This window comes from Streptomyces sp. NPDC001108, from assembly GCF_053598535.1.
The window spans coordinates 46,267-65,266 of sequence record NZ_JBSFKL010000017.1; the positions used below are offsets into that span (position 1 = coordinate 46,267).

The 19,000-nt window shown below is 72.2% G+C and carries 14 protein-coding genes and 3 tRNA genes; 9 read left to right on the forward strand and 8 right to left on the reverse strand.

Annotation, left to right across the window (positions count from 1 at the left end):
- Positions 1-26 precede the first annotated feature (26 nt).
- Entirely contained in the window at positions 27-1,580 is a 1,554-nt protein-coding gene (locus ACWC97_RS29005) for an MFS transporter (protein ID WP_450652458.1), read from the forward strand.
- Positions 1,581-1,645: 65 nt separating this feature from the next.
- On the opposite strand, the gene purL is transcribed toward ACWC97_RS29005, so the two are convergent.
- The 3 genes from purL to purS are packed head-to-tail and all read right to left on the reverse strand — an operon-like array spanning position 1,646 to position 4,829.
- On the reverse strand, positions 1,646-3,895 hold the full coding sequence (purL, locus tag ACWC97_RS29010; protein WP_392281446.1) for a phosphoribosylformylglycinamidine synthase subunit PurL: 2,250 nt from the start codon (positions 3,893-3,895) through the stop codon (positions 1,646-1,648).
- Positions 3,892-4,572, reverse strand: coding sequence for a phosphoribosylformylglycinamidine synthase subunit PurQ (purQ, locus tag ACWC97_RS29015; RefSeq protein ID WP_352279793.1), 681 nt, complete (start codon positions 4,570-4,572; stop codon positions 3,892-3,894). Before purQ ends, purL begins: the two co-directional genes overlap by 4 nt.
- Positions 4,569-4,829 (reverse strand): phosphoribosylformylglycinamidine synthase subunit PurS, encoded by a 261-nt coding sequence (gene purS / locus ACWC97_RS29020; protein ID WP_176729353.1) that lies wholly within the window; start codon positions 4,827-4,829, stop codon positions 4,569-4,571. Before purS ends, purQ begins: the two co-directional genes overlap by 4 nt.
- Positions 4,830-5,363: 534 nt before the next feature.
- Between purS and ACWC97_RS29025 the strand changes: the two genes are divergently transcribed.
- From ACWC97_RS29025 to ACWC97_RS29060, 8 genes are all read left to right on the forward strand, one after another.
- Positions 5,364-5,699: a histone-like nucleoid-structuring protein Lsr2 gene (locus ACWC97_RS29025; protein WP_352279795.1), complete on the forward strand. Its 336-nt coding sequence runs from the start codon at positions 5,364-5,366 to the stop codon at positions 5,697-5,699.
- Positions 5,700-5,908: 209 nt separating this feature from the next.
- A tRNA-Gly gene (locus tag ACWC97_RS29030) sits at positions 5,909-5,980 on the forward strand.
- Between the two features lie 99 nt (positions 5,981-6,079).
- Positions 6,080-6,152, forward strand: a tRNA-Gly gene (locus tag ACWC97_RS29035).
- A 347-nt stretch (positions 6,153-6,499) separates the two neighbouring features.
- On the forward strand, positions 6,500-7,468 hold the full coding sequence (locus ACWC97_RS29040) for an ABC transporter ATP-binding protein (protein WP_352279797.1): 969 nt from the start codon (positions 6,500-6,502) through the stop codon (positions 7,466-7,468).
- On the forward strand, positions 7,465-8,292 hold the full coding sequence (locus tag ACWC97_RS29045; RefSeq protein WP_450652461.1) for an ABC transporter permease: 828 nt from the start codon (positions 7,465-7,467) through the stop codon (positions 8,290-8,292). The genes ACWC97_RS29040 and ACWC97_RS29045 overlap by 4 nt, the downstream gene beginning before the upstream one ends.
- A 19-nt stretch (positions 8,293-8,311) precedes the next feature.
- A complete protein-coding gene (locus ACWC97_RS29050; protein WP_450652463.1) occupies positions 8,312-9,616 on the forward strand; it encodes a sensor histidine kinase in 1,305 nt (434 codons plus the stop codon).
- Positions 9,613-10,224 carry a response regulator transcription factor gene (locus ACWC97_RS29055; protein WP_352279800.1) on the forward strand — a complete coding sequence of 204 codons (612 nt, stop codon included), beginning with the start codon at positions 9,613-9,615 and terminating at the stop codon, positions 10,222-10,224. The genes ACWC97_RS29050 and ACWC97_RS29055 overlap by 4 nt, the downstream gene beginning before the upstream one ends.
- 22 nt (positions 10,225-10,246) lie before the next feature.
- Positions 10,247-10,319: transfer RNA gene (locus ACWC97_RS29060), tRNA-Gly, on the forward strand.
- 171 nt (positions 10,320-10,490) lie between these two features.
- On the opposite strand, the gene ACWC97_RS29065 is transcribed toward ACWC97_RS29060, so the two are convergent.
- The 5 genes from ACWC97_RS29065 to ACWC97_RS29085 form a co-directional block, all read right to left on the reverse strand.
- The gene (locus ACWC97_RS29065; protein ID WP_352279801.1) at positions 10,491-11,405 is read right to left on the reverse strand and encodes a phosphoribosylaminoimidazolesuccinocarboxamide synthase; all 915 of its coding nucleotides are present in this window, start codon (positions 11,403-11,405) and stop codon (positions 10,491-10,493) included.
- Between the two features lie 119 nt (positions 11,406-11,524).
- Positions 11,525-12,988, reverse strand: coding sequence for a N,N-dimethylformamidase beta subunit family domain-containing protein (locus tag ACWC97_RS29070; RefSeq protein WP_352279803.1), 1,464 nt, complete (start codon positions 12,986-12,988; stop codon positions 11,525-11,527).
- 266 nt (positions 12,989-13,254) lie between these two features.
- Positions 13,255-14,991, reverse strand: a complete 1,737-nt coding sequence (locus ACWC97_RS29075) for a hypothetical protein (protein ID WP_450652466.1) — start codon at positions 14,989-14,991, stop codon at positions 13,255-13,257.
- A gap of 260 nt (positions 14,992-15,251) precedes the next feature.
- Positions 15,252-16,502 carry a phosphoribosylamine--glycine ligase gene (gene purD, locus ACWC97_RS29080; protein WP_352279806.1) on the reverse strand — a complete coding sequence of 417 codons (1,251 nt, stop codon included), beginning with the start codon at positions 16,500-16,502 and terminating at the stop codon, positions 15,252-15,254.
- 276 nt (positions 16,503-16,778) lie between these two features.
- A complete protein-coding gene (locus tag ACWC97_RS29085) occupies positions 16,779-18,983 on the reverse strand; it encodes a DNA polymerase III subunit gamma and tau (protein WP_352279808.1) in 2,205 nt (734 codons plus the stop codon).
- Positions 18,984-19,000: the final 17 nt, after the last annotated feature.

Genomic DNA, 19,000 nt, shown 5'->3' on the forward strand with positions numbered 1-19,000 from the left:
GCGCCGCCCTGAGGGGGGAATCCGTCATGTCCGCATCCGGACCGACCGTCATGACCGACCGCCAACGCACCATCGGGTTCGTGCTCTGCGTCGCCACGATCCTGCTGGCCGTGCTCGACACGAACATCGTCTCGGCGGCGACCGTGCCGATCGTCAGGGACCTCGACCCGGTGCACGGCATCGACAAGATCCCCTGGCTGATCGCCGCCTACCAGCTCGCCGCGACCGCGGCGCTGCCGCTGTACGGGAAGCTCTGCGACGTACTCGGTGCCAAGCAGGTCTTCATCGGGGCCGTCGCCTCCTTCCTCGCCGGGTCGGCGCTGTGCGGAATGGCCGGCTCCATGGGCTGGCTGATCGCCGCCCGAGCGCTCCAGGGCGTCGGCGGCGGCGGACTGATGAGCGTCACCATGGTCGTGCTGCGGGAGCTCAAGGACCCCGCGAAGGAGGACGGCGGCAGCGGCGGCAAGGGCGGCAGCATCGGCGGGATCGTCGCGGGGGCGGGGATGGCGCTCGGGCCGTGGCTCGGCGGGACCCTCGCCGACCATGCCGACTGGCGGTGGATCTTCTACGTCAACCTGCCGGTCGGCCTCGTCGTCCTGGCCGCGGCGGTCCGGGTGCTGAGGCTGCCCGCGCGGACCACCCGCCGGGCGATCGACTTCCTGGGCGCCGGACTGGCGGCCGCCTTCTCCACCATGCTGCTGCTGGTCACCGAGTGGGGAGGCAAGGAGTACGCCTGGACGTCCCCGCAGGTCGTCGGCCTCGTCCTGGCGTCCGTCGCCGCGCTCGCCCTCTTCGTACGCCGCCAGGCCACCGCCGCCGAACCGGTGCTGCCGCTCGGCCTGTTCAGGATCCGCGGCATCCGGTACGGCTTCGCCGTCCAGGGGCTGGTCGGCGCGGCCATGATGGGCTCGATGGTCTACGTGATGATCTACCTCCAGGTCGTCCGGGGGATCGCCGCCTCGTCGGCCGGGCTCTACCTGGTCCCGATGGCCATCGGCATGGCGGGCATCGGGCTGCTCTCCGACCGGCTCACCACGGCCGGCTGGTCGCAGAAGGCCTTCGTCGTCAGCGGCACCGTCAGCGCCTCCGCCGCCCTGGCGCTGCTCGCCACGCTCTCCGTGGACACCAGCCTCTGGACGGTCCGCGCCGCGCTGCTGCTGATGGGCATCGGCTTCGGACAGCTCGTGGGACAGCTGATCCAGCTGGTCCAGGACATCGCCCCCGCCGAGCAGCTGGGCGTGGCCACCACCGGCGTCCGGTTCTTCCAGACCCTCGGCGGCGCGCTGGGCGCCGCGCTCTTCGGCACCGTACTCAGTAGGGTCTACGCGGCCCACGGACCCGGCGGCATGACCAGCGGCATCGGCCGGCTGACCGGCGACGCCCGCCGCCAGGCGCTGGACGCCTTCGTCACCTCGACGAACGTGGTCTTCTGGACCGCCACCGGACTGATGCTCCTGGCGGCCGTACTGGCGACCCGGCTGCCGTCCCACCAGGACCAGCAGGACCACCAGGACCAGGAGGACCAGAACGAACGCAAGAAGGACCCGCAGGCGCTCGTGTCCGTGCCGCTCCACCGCTGAACGGCCGTACGCATACGGCCCCACCCCTGGAGGGCGGGGCCGTAGCCGTCAGGAACGGAGGCGGATCAGGCGAGCAGACCCGGGATGGTCTCCTCGTGCGCGGTGCGCAGCTCGCTCAGCGGGATGCCGAACTCGCCCTGGACCTCGATCTCCTCGCCGTCCACGACACCGATCCGGGTGACGGGCAGACCCCGTGCCCCGCACATGTCGTTGAACCGCAGCTCCTCGCTCCGCGGCACCGAGACGACCGCGCGCCCCGCCGACTCGGAGAAGAGGAAGGTGAACGCGGACAGCCCGTCCGGCACGACCAGCCGGGCACCCTTCCCGCCGCGCAGGCAGGACTCGGTGACCGCCTGGATCAGACCGCCGTCGGAGAGGTCGTGCGCCGCGTCGATCATGCCGTCGCGGGAGGCCGAGATCAGGATCTCGGCGAGCAGCTTCTCGCGGGCCAGGTCCACCTTGGGCGGCATGCCGCCGAGGTGTCCGTGGATCACCTCGGACCAGGCCGAGCCGCCGAACTCCTCGTGCGTGTCGCCCAGCAGGTAGAGGAGCTGGCCCTCCTGCGCGAAGGCGACCGGCGTCCGCCGCGTGACGTCGTCGATCACACCGAGTACGGCCACGACCGGCGTCGGGTGGATCGCCGTCTCACCGGTCTGGTTGTACAGCGAGACGTTGCCGCCGGTGACCGGCGTCCCCAGCTCCAGGCAGCCGTCCGCCAGACCCCGGGTGGCCTCGGCGAACTGCCACATCACGTCCGGGTCCTCCGGCGAACCGAAGTTCAGGCAGTCCGAGATCGCGAGCGGCTTGGCGCCCGAGGCGGCGACGTTGCGGTACGACTCCGCCAGCGCGAGCTGCGCGCCGGTGTACGGGTCGAGCTTGGCGTACCGGCCGTTGCCGTCGGTCGCCATGGCCACGCCCAGGTTCGACTCCTCGTCGATCCGGACCATGCCGGCGTCCTCGGGCATCGCGAGCACGGTGTTGCCCTGCACGAACCGGTCGTACTGGTCGGTGATCCAGGACTTCGACGCCTGGTTCGGGGAGGAGACCAGCCTGAGGACCTGCTCGCGCAGCTCCGCGCCGTTCGCCGGACGGGCCAGCCTGCCCGCGTCGTCGGCCTGGAGCGCGTCCTGCCACGAGGGGCGGGCGAACGGGCGGTGGTACGTCGGGCCCTCGTGGGCGACGGACCGCGGCGGTACGTCCACGATCTGCTCGCCGTGCCAGAAGATCTCCAGCTGGGAGCCCTCGGTCACCTCACCGATGACGGTGGCGATGACGTCCCACTTCTCGCAGATCTCCAGGAAGCGGTCCACGTGCTGCGGCTCGACGATCGCGCACATGCGCTCCTGCGACTCGCTCATGAGGATCTCCTCGGGCGAGAGCGAGGAGTCGCGCAGCGGCACGGTGTCCAGCTCGACGCGCATGCCGCCGGAACCGGCCGACGCCAGCTCGGACGTGGCGCAGGAGAGCCCGGCGCCGCCGAGGTCCTGGATGCCCGCGACGAGCTTCTCCTTGAAGATCTCCAGGGTGCACTCGATGAGGAGCTTCTCCTGGAACGGGTCGCCTACCTGGACGGCGGGGCGCTTGGCCGGACCGGTCGACTCGAAGGTCTCCGAGGCCAGCACGGAGACGCCGCCGATGCCGTCGCCACCGGTGCGGGCGCCGTAGAGGATCACCTTGTTGCCGGGGCCGGACGCCTTGGCCAGGTGGATGTCCTCGTGCTTCATCACGCCGATGCAGCCGGCGTTGACGAGCGGGTTGCCCTGGTAGCAGGCGTCGAAGACGACCTCGCCGCCGATGTTCGGCAGGCCCAGGCAGTTGCCGTAGCCGCCGATGCCCGCGACGACACCGGGCAGGACGCGCTTGGTGTCGGGGTGGTCGGCCGCGCCGAACCGCAGGGGGTCGACGACCGCGACCGGGCGGGCACCCATGGCGAGGATGTCGCGGACGATGCCGCCGACGCCGGTGGCCGCACCTTGGTAGGGCTCGATGTACGAGGGGTGGTTGTGCGACTCGACCTTGAAGGTGACCGCGTACCCCTGGCCGACGTCGACCACACCGGCGTTCTCGCCGATGCCGACGAGCATCGCGTCGTTGGCGGGGACCTTCTCGCCGAACTGCTTGAGGTGGACCTTGCTGCTCTTGTAGGAGCAGTGCTCGGACCACATCACGGAGTACATGGCGAGCTCGGCGCCGGTGGGACGGCGGCCCAGGATCTCGCGGATCCGGGCGTACTCGTCCTCCTTGAGGCCGAGCTCCTTCCAGGGCTGCTCGGTGTCCGGGGTCTCGGCCGCGTGCTTGACCGTATCCAGGCTCATGCGTTGACCAGCTTCTTGATGATCGAGGTGAAGAACCCGAGGCCGTCGGTGCGGCCGGTTCCGATCAGCGGCTCGACGGCGTGCTCCGGGTGCGGCATCAGGCCGACGACATTGCCCGCGGCGTTGGTGATGCCGGCGATGTCGCGCAGCGAGCCGTTCGGGTTCATGTCCAGGTAGCGGAAGGCGACGCGGCCCTCCGCCTCCAGCTCGTCGAGCACGCGCTCGTCGGCGACGTACCGCCCGTCCATGTTCTTGAGCGGTACGGAGATCTCCTGGCCCGGGGCGTAGTCCGAGGTCCAGGCCGTCCCCGCGTTCTCGACGCGCAGCTTCTGGTCGCGGCAGATGAAGTGCAGGTGGTTGTTGCGCAGCATCGCGCCGGGCAGCAGATGCGCCTCGGTCAGGATCTGGAAGCCGTTGCAGATGCCGAGGACCGGCATGCCCGCCTTCGCCTGCTCGATGACGGTCTCCATGACCGGCGAGAAGCGGGAGATGGCACCGGCCCGCAGGTAGTCGCCGTAGGAGAAGCCGCCCGCCAGGATGACCGCGTCGACCTGGTGCAGGTCCTTGTCGCGGTGCCACAGCGACACCGGCTCGGCGCCCGCGACCCGTACGGCCCTCAGGCTGTCCTTGTCGTCGAGCGTGCCGGGAAAGGTGACGACTCCGATACGAGCAGTCACTTCGACTCCTCGGCCTTCTCCACCTTCACGGTGAAGTCCTCGATGACGGTGTTGGCGAGGAAAGTCTCGGCCATCTCGTGAATACGGCTGAGGGCGGCATCATCGACCGGCCCCTCGACCTCCAGCTCGAAACGCTTTCCCTGACGTACGTCCGCGATTCCCTCGAAGCCGAGACGGGGCAGTGCGCGCTGCACCGCCTGTCCCTGCGGGTCGAGGATCTCGGGCTTGAGCATGACGTCGACTACGACGCGTGCCACTGGCACTCCCGGTGGTGGTGTGGTGCGGCTGTTTCTCCGGGGGGTTCCCCAGACCCCCGCAGGTCCCCTCAGCCTACCTGCCCAGAAATTCTACGCGGGTAGATATGGATGGCCGCAGAAGCAGTCGCAGAAGCGGTCGCAGAAGGAGCCGCGGAACGAGTCGTAGATCACGTGTGGATATCGGATGCGACAACAGCCGGGGAAAGTCCTGCAAAAAGAATCTCCACCGGTGTTGCGCGGAAGCCGCTGGTAGGCATGGAAGGCGACCCGTATGCGAGGTGTGTATACGAGGTGCGTATACGAGGTATGCATGAGCGGGTATGCAGGGACAGCGTATGCATACGGGGCTGACACGCGCAGGTAATTTGCGTGGGCTTCCAATGCGGTGCCCGCCGCTGTACAAATGATTACCGGGGAATGCAGCATTGCCCTAAACGGTCGGCAGCCCGCCGGCCCCGTATCCGCCTACCAGCCGGAAGGCCGGCATCGGCGCACGCAGGACGGTGCCGATACCGTAGGAAAGGACCGATATCCGTGGCTCAGCGCGTAGTGGTCACGCTCTCCGACGACATCGACGGGGGAGCCGCGGCGGAAACGGTCTCCTTCGCCCTGGACGGGAAGTCGTACGAGATCGACCTCAATCCCGCCAATGCGAAGAAACTGCGCAAGGTCCTCGCGCCGTACGTGGCGGCGGGGCGCAAGCAGTCGAACGCCGGCAAGCACGGCAAGGTCCCCGCGTCCTACCGGCACACCTCACTCGCCCCCGACCCGGCGGCCGTGCGCGCCTGGGCCCGGTCCCACCGGATGGAGGTGCCGGCCCGCGGCCGCATCCCCAAGAAGGTCTACGAGGCGTTCCGCGAGGCGAGCTGACCGGCCATCGGTGCCGGGGCCCCGCGCGGAGCCCCGGCACCGACGCCCGTCGCCCGGGCTTCCGGCCGGTCGCCGGGGTGTGTCCGGGGTGGGGCATCGGGGCGTTTCGGGGGCCTCGCGGGCACCGACTTGCGTTGCACCCCCGCTGATCGGCTAAAGTCTGGATCACGCCGAGGGGCAAGGCCGCAAAGCCAAACCTCACGGAGCGTGCGGGTGTAGTTCAGTAGTAGAACATCTCCCTTCCAGGGGGAAGGCGCAGTGTGCGATTCCTGTCACCCGCTCCGCATCGCTCTTATCGACCACTCCGGTGGATCGGGTAGAGTGATGCACGTGCCGCACAACGGTTCTCCTTTCGGGGAGTACAATGAGCGGCAAGTAATGCGGACGTGGCTCAGTTGGTAGAGCATCACCTTGCCAAGGTGAGGGTCGCGAGTTCGAATCTCGTCGTCCGCTCTTGAACGAAGCGAAGGCCCTGGCTGATATCAGTCAGGGCCTTCGTCGTATTGCGGTGCGGGACGCCGTCCCGCCGGTAATCCGCACGACCCGTGACGGCGGCCTCTGCCTCTGTCGGCACCGCGGTGTTCTCTGTCCACCACGCCGCCGAGAAGCAACTGGTGGAACCGCGACAGCTCGGCGACATCGGCACAGTCCCACACCGCACATTGCGGCTTCGCGATCACGAGGGCGGCGTCCCACCGTTCTTCTTCCCGTGGCTGTGCCGCTCGTCACATGACGTTTGTCATGGGCAGTGATGACAGTTCGCACTGATCCCGGCGGTGGTCCGGCGGAAGTCTGTAGGCATGACCAGCGACCGGAAATCTGTGGGCCCGACCGACAAGAATCCAGGCGAGCCCGTGATCGAGGCGGACGGCGTGCGGCGGCGCTACGGCGACGACTTCGAGGCGGTGTCCGGCGTCTCCTTCTCGGTGGCGCGCGGCGAGCTCTTCGCGCTGCTCGGGACGAACGGCGCGGGGAAGACCTCCACCGTCGAGCTGCTGGAGGGGCTGGCCGTGCCCGATGCCGGTGCGGTGCGGGTGCTGGGCCACGACCCGTTCCGCGAGCGGGCCGCCGTCCGGCCGCGGATAGGGGTGATGCTCCAGGAGGGCGGCTTCCCGTCCGACCTGACGGTCACCGAGACGGTCCGGATGTGGGCGGGCTGCACCAGCGGCGCGCGTCCGGTCGCCGAGGCGCTGGGGCTGGTCGGGCTCGGCCACCGGGCCCGGGTGCGGGTCAAACAGCTCTCCGGTGGCGAGCGGCGCCGCCTCGATCTGGCGCTGGCCCTGCTGGGGCGGCCCGAGGTGCTGTTCCTGGACGAGCCGACCACCGGGCTGGACGCCGAGGGCCGGCGCGACACCTGGGAGCTGGTGCGCGAGCTGCGCGAGAGCGGCACGACGGTGCTCCTCACCACGCACTACCTGGAGGAGGCCGAGTCGCTCGCCGACCGGCTGGCAATCATGCACCGGGGCCGTGTCGTGACGGCGGGCACCCCGGCCGAGGTGACGGCCGCCCGCCCCGCCCGCATCCGGTTCCGGCTCCCGGACGGAGTGCCGGCGGCGCGACTGCCGCTGGGGCTGCGGGCCGCCGCGGAGGGCGGCCGGATCGAGATCCGTACCCAGCGCCTCCAGGAGTCGTTGGACGAACTGCTGACCTGGGCCCGGGAGTCGGACGTGCGGCTGCTCGGCCTCGACGCCAGGTCGGCCTCGCTCGAAGAAGCATTCCTCGACATCGCGCAGAGCGCGTCGCAGCCCGAAGAGGTGACCGCGTCATGACGACCCTGACCAACGCACCGGACAGCGCCCCGTCCGTGCCCGTCGCGACGGCCGCACCGGCGACGACGCTCCGGGGGCGGCTGGCCGCCCTGGGGCGGGCCGAGGCCGCCCTGCTCGCCCGGAACAGGACGGCGATCCTCGTCTCCCTGCTGATGCCCGCCGCGGTGGTCCTGGCGATGAAGTCGGCGATGAAGGAGTCCGTCCTCGACGGGACGGGGTTGAGCGTCGCCGGGGCGGCGCTCACCGGCGGTATCGGCATCGTGCTGCTGCAGGCCGTCTACATGAACCTGGTCTCGGCCTACGTGGCCCGGCGCGAGGACCTGGTCCTGAAGCGGCTGCGCACCGGCGAGGTCACGGACCGGGAGATCCTCGTCGGTACGGCCCTGCCCTCGGCCGCGCTCGCCCTGGCGCAGACGGCGGTGATCGTGGCGGCCGGGACTGCCTTCTTCGGCCTCGCCGCGCCCCGGCGGCCCGAACTGCTCCTGGCGGGACTGCTGCTGGGCGTCGTGCTGCTGGCGGCGCTGGCCGCGCTCACCTCCGCGGTGACCCGCACCGTCCAGACCTCGCAGCTGACCACCCTCCCGCTGTTCTTCATATCGATGATGGGGTCGGGGCTCTTCGTCCCGCTGGACGTCCTGCCCGACCGGATGGCGGCGGTCTGTGAACTCCTGCCGTTGACCGGAGCGATGACGCTCGTCCGAACCGGGTGGCTCGGTGGGGCCGACGGCTCCGAAGCGCTGATGGCCGCCGGGACCGGGCTGGCCTGGACCGTGATCGCCGTGTTTGCTGTGCGACACCGGTTCCGCTGGGAACCGCGGCGCTGAGAAGGGACGTGGTGTGCCGATGCCCGTGCGCAGATGGCGCCGCAGCTGGCAGCGGCGCAGCAAGCTGGAGCGGATCGACCTCTACTCGCGGTGGACCATCCGGGTCATGCCCTGGATATTCACCCTGTCGTGGCAGCTGGTCGCCTTCAAGGCGGACATCCGCCAGGCACCGCTGCCGATCGCGCTGGGTGTGGCACTGCTGCTCGTGTCCCTCATCCAGTGCCTGCTCAGCAACCGCAATGTGGACCTGTCGTACGAGCACTATCTCGGTATCGCCGAATTTCCCCGCAGCCGCCAACTGCCCCCGCTGATCCTGCTCCTGGTGGACCTGGGGCTGCTGGCCGCGCTGGCCGCGACCGGTGGGATCAGCGGCTCCGGGCTGCTCCTCATGGCGATGAACGCGCCGATCGCGTTCGCGCTCACCCAGACGCTGCTGGTCCCCGTCCGGACCTTCCTCATCCAGTCGGCCTCCTTCATGGCCCTGAGCGCCGCCGTCCTGGCCGCGGCCGGGCTCCGGGGCGGGGCGCTGCTCGCGGTGGTGCCGGTCTCGTTCTTCGGCAGCGGCATGGCGCTGGTCTCCATCCGGCCCAGCGCCTGGAGCCTGAAGGTGATGTGGCAGGCGGAGGACGCCCGCGACCTCCAGGCCCGGCTCGCGGTCGCCGAGGAGCGGCTGCGGTTCGCGCGGGACCTCCATGACGTGATGGGCCGGAACCTCGCCGTCATAGCTCTGAAGAGCGAGCTGGCCGTGGAGCTGGCCCAGCGTGGCAGACCGGAGGCGGTGGACCAGATGGTCGAGGTGCAGCGGATCGCGCGTACCTCGCAGCAGGAGGTGCGCGACGTCGTACGGGGATACCGGGAGGCCGATCTGAGCGCGGAACTCGCCGGGGCCCGTGGCGTGCTGGACGCGGCCGGGATCGAGTGCGAGGTGACGGGGGAGTCCGGCGAGTCGCTGCCCGCCCCGGTGCAGTCGGCGCTGGGCTGGGTCGTCCGGGAGGCGGCGACCAATGTGCTGCGGCACGGCGACCCGAGCCACTGCGTGATCCGGCTGAGCACTTCGGAGGACGCGGCCGTGCTGCGGATGGAGAACGACGGCGCCCGGGCCGGGGAGACCGGGGCGGGCCCCGGGCCGGTCCCGGGCGGCTCCGGGCTCGCCGGGCTGCGGGAACGGCTGAGCTCGCTCGACGGTTCGCTGGAGGCCGGCCCGGTGGGGGACGGGCGGTTCCGCCTGACCGCGACGATCCCGCTCGCCGCGAAAGTGCCCACCGCCCGCGGCGGTGCGCCCGACGCCGAGAGATTCCCCGCGCTCCAGGAAGAAGGACGATGACGACCGTACGGGTGCTGCTCGCCGACGACGAGCACCTGATCCGGGGAGCGCTGGCCGCGCTGCTGGCCCTGGAGGACGACCTCGTGGTGGTCGCGGAAGCGGCGACCGGCCCGGAAGCGTTGGCCATGGCCCGCGCCCATCGGCCCGATGTGGCGGTGCTCGACCTGGAGATGCCGGGCGCCGACGGTGTGAGTGTCGCCACATCACTGCGGGCCGAACTGCCCGACTGCCGAACGATGATCGTGACCAGCCACGGTCTGCCCGGACACCTCAAGCGGGCGCTCGCGGCAGGCGTGCGGGGCTTCGTCCCGAAGACCGTGAGCGCCCGGCAGCTGGCCGGGATCATCCGCACCGTACATGCCGGAAACCGTTACGTGGACCCGGAGTTGGCGGCCGATGCGATCTCGGCGGGGGAGTCTCCGCTGACCGTGCGCGAAGCCGAAGTGCTGGCGCTGGCGGCGGACGGGGCGCCCGTCGCCGAGGTCGCCGAGCGGGCCTCGCTCTCGCAGGGAACGGTGCGGAACTACCTCTCCTCGGCCGCCTCGAAGCTCGGCGCGGAGAACCGACATGCCGCAGTGCGTCTCGCACGGCGCCGAGGATGGGTATAGTAGGTCTCGCGCTTCGGCGCTTGCGGACGTAGCTCAGTTGGTAGAGCGCAACCTTGCCAAGGTTGAGGTCGCCAGTTCGAACCTGGTCGTCCGCTCGGTTCAGCAAGAAGCCCCCGACTTTCGGTCGGGGGCTTCTTCGTGTTGCGGCGGAGGTGCCGCAGGGGAGGCGAGGTGCTCCGCACCGGGTGCTCCACGCTTCGGCAGGATGCGACACGTGGAACGCGGGGCGCGGAGCACCCGGTGCGGGTCTCGGGACCGAGACAGGTCTACTGCCAGGACATGCCGGTGAGGAGTTCGTACGCCTCCAGGTACTTCGCCCGGGTCGCGTCCACGATCTCCTGCGGCAGGGCCGGCGGCGGCTGTTCGCTCTTCCGGTCCCAGCCGGAGGCCGGGGAGGTCAGCCAGTCGCGTACGAACTGCTTGTCGTAGCTGGGCTGGGCGCGACCCGGCTCCCAGGTGGCGGCGGGCCAGAAGCGCGAGGAGTCCGGGGTCAGCACCTCGTCCCCGATGATCAGCTCCTCGCCGCCGTCGGCCGTGGGCGCGAAGCCGAACTCGAACTTCGTGTCGGCGAGGACGATGCCGCGCTCGCGGGCGATGTCACGGGCCCGGCCGTAGACGTCGAGCGTGGTGCGGCGCAGCAGGGCGGCAGTGTCCGCGCCGACCTGGCGGGCCACCTCCTCGAAGCTCACGTTCTCGTCGTGGTCGCCCACCGCGGCCTTGGTGGCCGGGGTGAAGATCGGCTCCGGGAGCTCGGAGCCGTCGACGAGGCCCTCGGGCAGCGACAGCCCGCAGACCGTGCGGGACTGCTGGTACTCGGTGAGCCCGGAACCGGTGAGATAGCCGCGGGCGACGCACTCGACCGGAACCATCCGCAGCGACCGGCAGACCAGGGTGCGGCCCGCCCAGTCCGCGGGCGCCCCGGCGGGAAGCTCGGTGGACAGCACATGGTTCGGCACAAGATCCGAGAGCTGGTCGAACCACCACAGCGACAGCCGGGTGAGCACCCGGCCCTTGTCCGGGATCTCGGTCGGCAGGACCCAGTCGTACGCGGAGATGCGGTCGCTGGCGACCATGACGAGATCGCCCGCCGCGTTCCGGTACAGGTCGCGCACCTTGCCCGTGTGCAGGTGGGTAAGGCCCGGCACCTCCACCGGCTCGGGCTTTTCTACAAATCCGGACACGCTGCCTCCGCGTAGGTTGATCCAGGAGTGGTTCCGATTCTCCCGTATCGGGCGCGGCGGTGCGGCGCGGGGGCCCGGCGCGGCAGTCGGCGCGCGGACCCGCCGCTCGGACAGGGCCCCTAATCGCGCTTGCAGATGCGGTCGAGGAGGTTGGCGGTGGCCCGTTGGATGCGGGGGTCCACATGGCCGGGGCGGTCCAGCGCCGGGGACCAGGCGAAGGTCCCCGAGGCGAAGACGATCGCCCCGGACGGTGCCCGGTAGACGGAGGTCTCCTGGTGGCGCCGGACGCCGTCGCCGTCCAGGTAGGGGGAGTGGGCGAGCAGGGTGCGGCTCTCGTGCTCGGGGAGCGCGGTGCGCGGGAAGTAGCGGTCGGCCTCGCCCGCGACCAGGCCGGCGAGCTCGTCGCCCTCCCCGGCGCCGGTGGCCTCCCAGATCCAGTGCTCGGCGTTCCGTACGACCAGGGGGTGTGGTTCGGGGACCTGGCCCGCGTACTGGATGCCCATCAGTTGCTGCTCGGGCCGGTCGATCTCGCGCCAGAGCGCGGGCTTCCCCGGGCCGCGCCGTTTGCGGCAGGTGAGCAGGCGGTCGGGCACGCCGGACGGCGACGGGGAGAGGCTGACCTGCCAGTACATGGTGTTGGCGGAGAGGAAGACCAGGGAGGTGCCGCCGTCGCGGGCGCGCTCGGCGGTACGACGCATCGGGACCGACCAGTACTCGTCGTGGCCGGGGAAGACCAGGCCCCGGTACCGGGACGGGTCGACGCGGCCCGCGTGCAGGTCGCGGGTGTCGGCGTACGCGAGGTCGTAGCCGTACCGCTCGGCCCAGCGGATGAAGTCGTACGCGTGGCCGACGTGGAGCGGCAGGCCGGCACCGGCGTACGGGCGGTCGAAGGAGACGGTGATCGCCGCGTCCTCCTCGCCGAGAAGGCCGCCCTCCTCGTCCCAGGCGTGGTAGAGGCTGGCGCCGGTGTGCCCGTCCTCCGGGTAGAGGTTGTACGCCTGCCAGGTGATGTCCGGCAGCACCAGCAGCAGATCGGCGGGCTGGTCGTCGCGGACCGTGAACGGGATGTGGGAGCGGTAGCCGTCCGCGGTGGTGAGCACGGCCACGTATGCGCCGATCGACCAGTAGCTCGGGATCTGGAGCCGCCAGGACTGCCACCAGTGGTGGCAGGAGACGGTGCGGTCGGCGGTGAGCGGGGCGGGCTGGACGATCCCGGAGAGCCGGGGGCTCGTGGTGATCTGGCAGGCGCCGTCGCCCCCGTAGTGGCCGATGCGGTAGACGTCCACGGAGAACTGCTGCGGTGGATCCACGGTGACGTGGAAGTCGATTGCCTCGCCGGGGGCCGCGGCGCCGGTGGAGATGAAGCCCTTGATCTGGCGGTGCACGTCGTCGGCGGTGCGGGTGCCGCCGTCGGTGTAGTAGCTCCCCAGGGCGGGGGCGGCGTACCAGGGGACGACGTGCCCGTTGGCGTCGAAGTAGTTCTCGCTGCCGCGCAGCCAGGGCAGGGGGCCCTGCCCGAAGGGGTCGGAGACGGCGTGCGCGAGGGCACCCGACTCCCACCGCCGGATGTGCTCCGCCCCCATACCGATTCCCTCCCTCGAGTCCCCCGGGACAACAGCCGATGGTCGATGGACGATCGGATCGGCGGCCGTACGCGCCGAACGGGCCGACGGCCGGTGGTGATCGTCGATGGTCATGCGTCATCGGTGCGCCGGCAGCGGCGTGCCTGCTGTCAGCGCCGATCCCCAGCACATCACATAACGCACGCACTCCGTCACCGTTCGTCGCGAATTGACGGGAACGGAGCCTGTAATTCCGGGTGTTGGGTGTGAAAACCGGGACGGATGGGTCAGACGAGACGCACGGGCTTGTCGATGCGTACGCCGACCTCGTCCAGCCAGGAGCGCAGCGGTTCCGCGTCCCCGTCCTCGACCAGGCTGAGCACGGGGACGCCCAGGTCCGCCCGGCGGGCGCCGTCGACCAGCAGGGCGGGGCCGTCGAGCCAGTCGAGACCGGGCGCCGCGCCCGCCGTGTCCACCGCCGCGCAGCAGACCATCGCCGTGACGTGGTCGGCCAGCAGCTCCGTGCCGGTACGGGGCGGCTGGAGCGGGAAGAGCGGGAGAGCGTCGGGCCCGCCCGGGTCGGGGGCCTCGGCGGACCGGCGCGGGGCGGCCGACGCCTCCTCACGGGCGACCGCGGCGTCGATCCCGGCGGCGAGCTCCTCACCGGCCCCGGGGCGGCCCGCCAGATGCTCGACGACCCGGGCGAGGGTGGGCGGCCCGGCGTCGACGGGGCGGGCCGGGGAGGCTGCGGCTGAGGCGGCTGAGGCGGCTGAGGCGGTTGTCGTGGTTGACGTGGTTGACGCGGGCGTGGCGGGCAGGCCGGCCGGGGCCGTCATCGCGTCGAGGACCCGGTGCAGCCGGGCGGCCTCGGTGCGCCACTTCCGGTCGACGACCTCCTCCGGGTACTCCTGCCAGTCGACCGGGGACCAGTCGGGGCCCGGCCGGGCGGGGCCGCCGTGGAACAGCCGGGCCGCCAGCAGCGAGGCCGCCTCGTCGGCCGCGCCCGGCTCCTCCAGCAGATCGCAGGCGGGGCGCTCGCCGAGCCGGGAGGTGAACCCGTCGGCGAGCCGGTCGCGCCGGGACAGCTCGGTCAGCGCGGACACCACCCCCGCGTCCAGCCGGCTCGGCCAGCGGCCCATCCGCCAGGCGGGCAGGGCGACCCGGGTGAGCAGCCGGTCCCAGCCCGCGTAGGCGAGGCCGACCTGCTCCTGGGCGACGATCCGCAGCCCGTAGTCCACCCCCTGGGCGCGGACCGACGCGGCGGCGGCGACCCCCCGCTCCATCTCGGCGACATGGCCGCGACAGCTGCGCAGCAGCAGCCGGGCGGTCCGGCCGACGAAGAAGCGCAGCACTCCGCGCAGGCCGGAGAGCGGGCCGGACCGGGGTGCCTCGGCGTCGGCGACCGCTCCGTCGAGCCCGCGGACGAAGCGGCGGGCGGCCGCTATGTCGGGGTGGGCGGACGGGCCGGTGCCCGCGACGACCGGGGCGAGCACCGCCCGTAGCTCCCCGACCCGCATCCACCACAGGAACGGCGACCCGATGACCAGCACCGGAGCGACCCGCTCCCGGCGGTTGCGGGGCCGTGCCCCACCGCGCCCCGGGTCCGCCGCGGGGTGCGTACGGTCCTCCAGCCAGCTGTCGCAGTCGGGCGTCAGGGCTATCGCCGAAGGGGCGGGGACCCCGAGCCGGTCGGCCAGGTCCCCGACCAGGCGGTAGAGGTCGGGGGCGTCCCGCTCCGGGAGCGGGACGGTCGGGCTGACCGCCGGCCTCGCCCGTACGACCGCGACCGCGACGGTGGCGGCCAGCAGGAGCACGACGACCGCGCAGGCCGTGACGGCCCAGCGCGCCGTGTCCCATCCGCTGCCCACGGCGAACCCCTGGGCACCCGCCACGAGCAGCACCACGGCCACCGCCGAGGGCAGGATCGCGACGGCTGTCGCCCTGCCGCGGATGCGCAGCAGGGCATGGGCCCGGGCGCGCGCACTCAGCGCACCCGGCTCCTCACTTGCACCAGTACCGGACACGGCCGGACGTCACCCCCTCTGCCCCCGCGGCGGTGTAGTTCACTCCCCCACTGTGGCACCCGCCACCGACATCGCAATGCCGGTGGGCCATGTGCCGGAATGCTTGCGCCGCACCCTAGTTGGGGGCTTCGGCAGGCGTCATCCGGATGGATCAGCCGTCACTCGATGGAATGGCTTTGGCTAAAGCTGCTGACGCGCCGCCGCCCCTTGGGGCAGCGGCGCGTCAGTACGGTCCGCGGGGCGGTGGGATGGCCCTGGTGTCAGCCCTCCGCGGCCCGGCGGGCGATGTCGGTGCGGAGGTGGGAGCCGTCGAGGCTGATCCGGCCGGCCGCCGTGTAGGCGCGCTCGCGGGCGGTCGCGAGGTCCTTGCCGGTCGCGGTCACGGACAGCACCCGGCCGCCCGCGCTGACGATCGCGTCGCCGTCCCTCTTCGTCCCGGCGTGCAGGACGTACGCGTGCGGGGCGTCCAGCTCCGCGACGGCGTCGAGCCCCTTGATCGGGTCGCCCGTGCGCGGTGTGCCGGGGTAGTTGTGCGAAGCGATGACCACGGTGACGGCGGCCTCGTCGCGCCACTTCAGCGGCGGCAGCACGTCGAGCGTGCCCTCGGCGGAGCCGAGCAGGACACCGGCCAGCGGGGTCTTCAGACGGGCCAGGACCACCTGGGTCTCGGGGTCGCCGAAACGGGCGTTGAACTCGATCACCCGGACGCCGCGCGAGGTGATCGCGAGGCCCGCGTAGAGCAGCCCGGAGAACGGGGTGCCACGGCGGCGGAGCTCGTCGACGGTCGGCTGGAGCACCGTCCGCATGACCTCGTCGACCAGCCCGGCGTCGGCCCAGGGGAGCGGGGAGTAGGCGCCCATGCCGCCGGTGTTCGGGCCCTGGTCGTCGTCGAGGGCGCGCTTGAAGTCCTGCGCGGGCTGGAGCGGCAGCACGGTCGTGCCGTCCGTGATCGCGAAGAGGCTGACCTCGGGGCCGTCGAGGAACTCCTCGATGACCACGCGCTCGCAGGCCAGGGCGTGGGCGCGGGCCGTCTCGACGTCGTCGGTGACGACGACGCCCTTGCCCGCGGCGAGACCGTCGTCCTTCACCACGTACGGGGCGCCGAAGGCGTCGAGCGCGGCGTCGATCTCGGCCGGGTTGGTGCAGACGTAGCTGCGGGCGGTCGGGACGCCGGCCCCGGCCATCACGTCCTTGGCGAACGCCTTGGAGCCCTCCAGCCTGGCCGCCTCGCCGGAGGGGCCGAAGCAGGGGATGCCCGCGGCGCGCACGGCGTCGGCGACCCCGGCGACGAGCGGGGCCTCGGGACCGACGACCACCAGCCCGGCGCCCAGGTCGGCGGCGAGGCGCGCGACGGCGTCGCCGTCGAGAGCGTCGACCGGGTGCAGTTCGGCCACCTCGGCGATGCCGGCGTTGCCGGGAGCGCAGTGGAGAGCGGTGACCTCGGGGTCGAGGGAGAGAGAGCGGCACAGGGCGTGTTCGCGGGCGCCGCCGCCGATGACGAGGACCTTCACGGGATGCAGCCTAACCGCCGGGGCGCGACGCCCTTGACGGCCTCCGGTCCGTGGACGGTCCGGCCTCCGGTCCGTGGACGGTCCGGGAGGAGCGGCGACGGCGGCCGGGACGGGAGAAGCGGCGACGGCGGCCCGGACGAGGCCGAGGGGCCTGGGGCGGGCCGTGGCGCGCGGTGATGGCAGCCGTGGTGAGCCGTGGGCAGCCGTGGTGAGCCGTAGCGCGGGGCCGGAGCGGTGGAGGGTGGTTGCCCCGAGACCACCGCTCGGTCGCCCGTTCTACTCGTTGGTGAACTCCTCGATGACCGTGGCGCCCAGCTCGCGGACGATCAGCTCGTGCCCGGAGAGCGCCGAGTCGACCAGGTCCGGGTCGTCGGCCTCGGGGATGTCGTCCTCGGGCGCGACCGCGTGCGGGGGAGCGGCGTACGCCGGGGGCGCGGGCTCCGGTGCGGGCGCGCCGCCCGCCTGCGACTGCTGGGCCGGACGGGGCGACGGCTGCGGCCGGCTCGGCTCCGGTTCCGCGGGGGCGGCCGGGCGGGGCTCGTAGCTCTGCTGGGGCGCGGGGGGCTGGTACGGCGGCGCGGCGGTGTGGGGACGGCCGCCACCGCCCTGCGGAGGCGCACCGCCGCCCCCCGACGGGTCGATGACGGTCTCGATCTTCCACTGCGCGTTGAAGCGCTCGGCGAGGGCCTGGCGGAGCACGTCCTCGCTGCCGCTGCTCGCGAAGGTGTCGCGGGCCCCCGCGTTGAGGAAGCCGATCTGCAGCGTGCTGCCGTCGAAGCCGGTGACCTGCGCGTTCTGGCTGAGCAGGATCCAGGTGAACCGGCGGCGGTTCTTCACCGCCTCCAGGACGTCCGGCCACATGTTCCGCACCTGGGCGGCACCCTGGGCCATGCCCGCGCTCGGCTCGGCGGCTCCGGGAGCCTGCGGCGCGCTGGCGGGAGCGGTGGGCGTGGGGGCGGCGGCCCGAGGGGGCTGCGACTGGCCGGGGGCGGAGGCCGTGGGCCAGCCACCGGGGCGGCGGCCCGACTCCGGCGCGGCGGCCGTGGGCCAGGCCCCGGGCCGCTGACCGCCGGCGGGCGCGGAAGCGGGAGCAGCGGCGGGCGGGGCCGCCGGGGTTTCGTGGACGGGCGGGGCGGGCGGGGCCGCAGCGGCGGGAGGCGGTGCCTGGACCGGCGCGGACGCGTCCCCCCGTACCGCCGCGCGGGCGGCGGCGGGCCCACCGCCGGGCGCCACGGCCGGGGCGGCGGGCACGGGCGCGTGGGCCAGCGCCTCGGGCCCGGGGACGTACCCCATGGCGGGACCCGGTCCCGTGGTCGCGAAGGAGGCGCCCCGCTCCAGCCGGTCGAGCCGGGCCTGGAGCGAACGCTCGTCGTCGAAGGCGGCGGGCAGCAGCACCCGGGCGCAGATCAGCTCCACCTGGAGGCGCGGCGAGGTCGCCCCGCGCATCTCCGTGAGCCCGGTGTTGACCAGGTCGGCGGCGCGGCTCAGCTCGGCGGCACCGAAGACGGACGCCTGGGCCTGCATCCGCTCGACGACATCGGCGGGGGCGTCGATCAGCCCCTTCTCCCCGGCGTCCGGCACAGCGGCGAGGATCACCAGGTCGCGCAAGCGCTCCAGGAGGTCGGCGACGAACCGGCGCGGATCGTTGCCCCCCTCGATCACCCGGTCCACCACCTCGAAGGCGGCCGCCCCGTCGCCGGCCGCGAAGGCGTCCACGACCGAGTCGAGCAGCGAGCCGTCCGTGTACCCGAGCAGCGCCGTCGCCATGGCATACGTCACACCGTCCTCGGCGGCGCCGGCCAGCAGTTGGTCCATCACCGACATCGAGTCACGCACGGACCCCGCCCCGGCCCGCACGACGAGCGGCAGCACGCCGTCCTCGACGGGGATGCCCTCCCTGCCGCAGACCTCCGCGAGGTAGTCCCGCAGCGTCCCGGGCGGTACCAGCCGGAACGGGTAGTGGTGGGTACGCGACCGGATCGTGCCGATGACCTTCTCGGGCTCGGTCGTGGCGAAGATGAACTTGAGATGCTCCGGCGGCTCCTCGACCACCTTCAGCAGGGCGTTGAACCCCGCCGAGGTGACCATGTGCGCCTCGTCGATGATGTAGATCTTGTAGCGGCTCGACGCGGGCCCGAAGAACGCCTTCTCCCGCAGGTCACGGGCGTCGTCCACGCCACCGTGCGACGCGGCGTCGATCTCGATGACGTCGATCGAACCCGGCCCGTTGCGCGCGAGGTCCCGACAGGACTGGCACTCCCCGCACGGGGTGGGCGTCGGCCCCTGCTCGCAGTTCAGGCAGCGGGCCAGGATGCGCGCGCTGGTCGTCTTGCCGCACCCGCGCGGACCGCTGAACAGGTACGCGTGATTGACCCGGTTGTTCCGCAGCGCCTGCTGCAGCGGGTCAGTGACATGCTCCTGCCCGATGACCTCGGCGAACGACTCGGGGCGGTAGCGGCGGTACAGCGCAAGGGACGACACACCTACGAGGTTATCCG

What these genes read in the sequence shown, in the direction of transcription:
- purL (WP_392281446.1), bottom strand. Translation starts at nt 3,895, where the DNA reads ATGAGCCTGGATACGGTCAAGCACGCGGCCGAGACCCCGGACACCGAG.
- ACWC97_RS29070 (WP_352279803.1), bottom strand. Translation starts at nt 12,988, where the DNA reads ATGGGGGCGGAGCACATCCGGCGGTGGGAGTCGGGTGCCCTCGCGCAC.
- ACWC97_RS29040 (WP_352279797.1), top strand. Translation starts at nt 6,500, where the DNA reads ATGACCAGCGACCGGAAATCTGTGGGCCCGACCGACAAGAATCCAGGC.
- ACWC97_RS29045 (WP_450652461.1), top strand. Translation starts at nt 7,465, where the DNA reads ATGACGACCCTGACCAACGCACCGGACAGCGCCCCGTCCGTGCCCGTC.
- ACWC97_RS29005 (WP_450652458.1), top strand. Translation starts at nt 27, where the DNA reads ATGTCCGCATCCGGACCGACCGTCATGACCGACCGCCAACGCACCATC.
- ACWC97_RS29055 (WP_352279800.1), top strand. Translation starts at nt 9,613, where the DNA reads ATGACGACCGTACGGGTGCTGCTCGCCGACGACGAGCACCTGATCCGG.
- ACWC97_RS29050 (WP_450652463.1), top strand. Translation starts at nt 8,312, where the DNA reads ATGCCCGTGCGCAGATGGCGCCGCAGCTGGCAGCGGCGCAGCAAGCTG.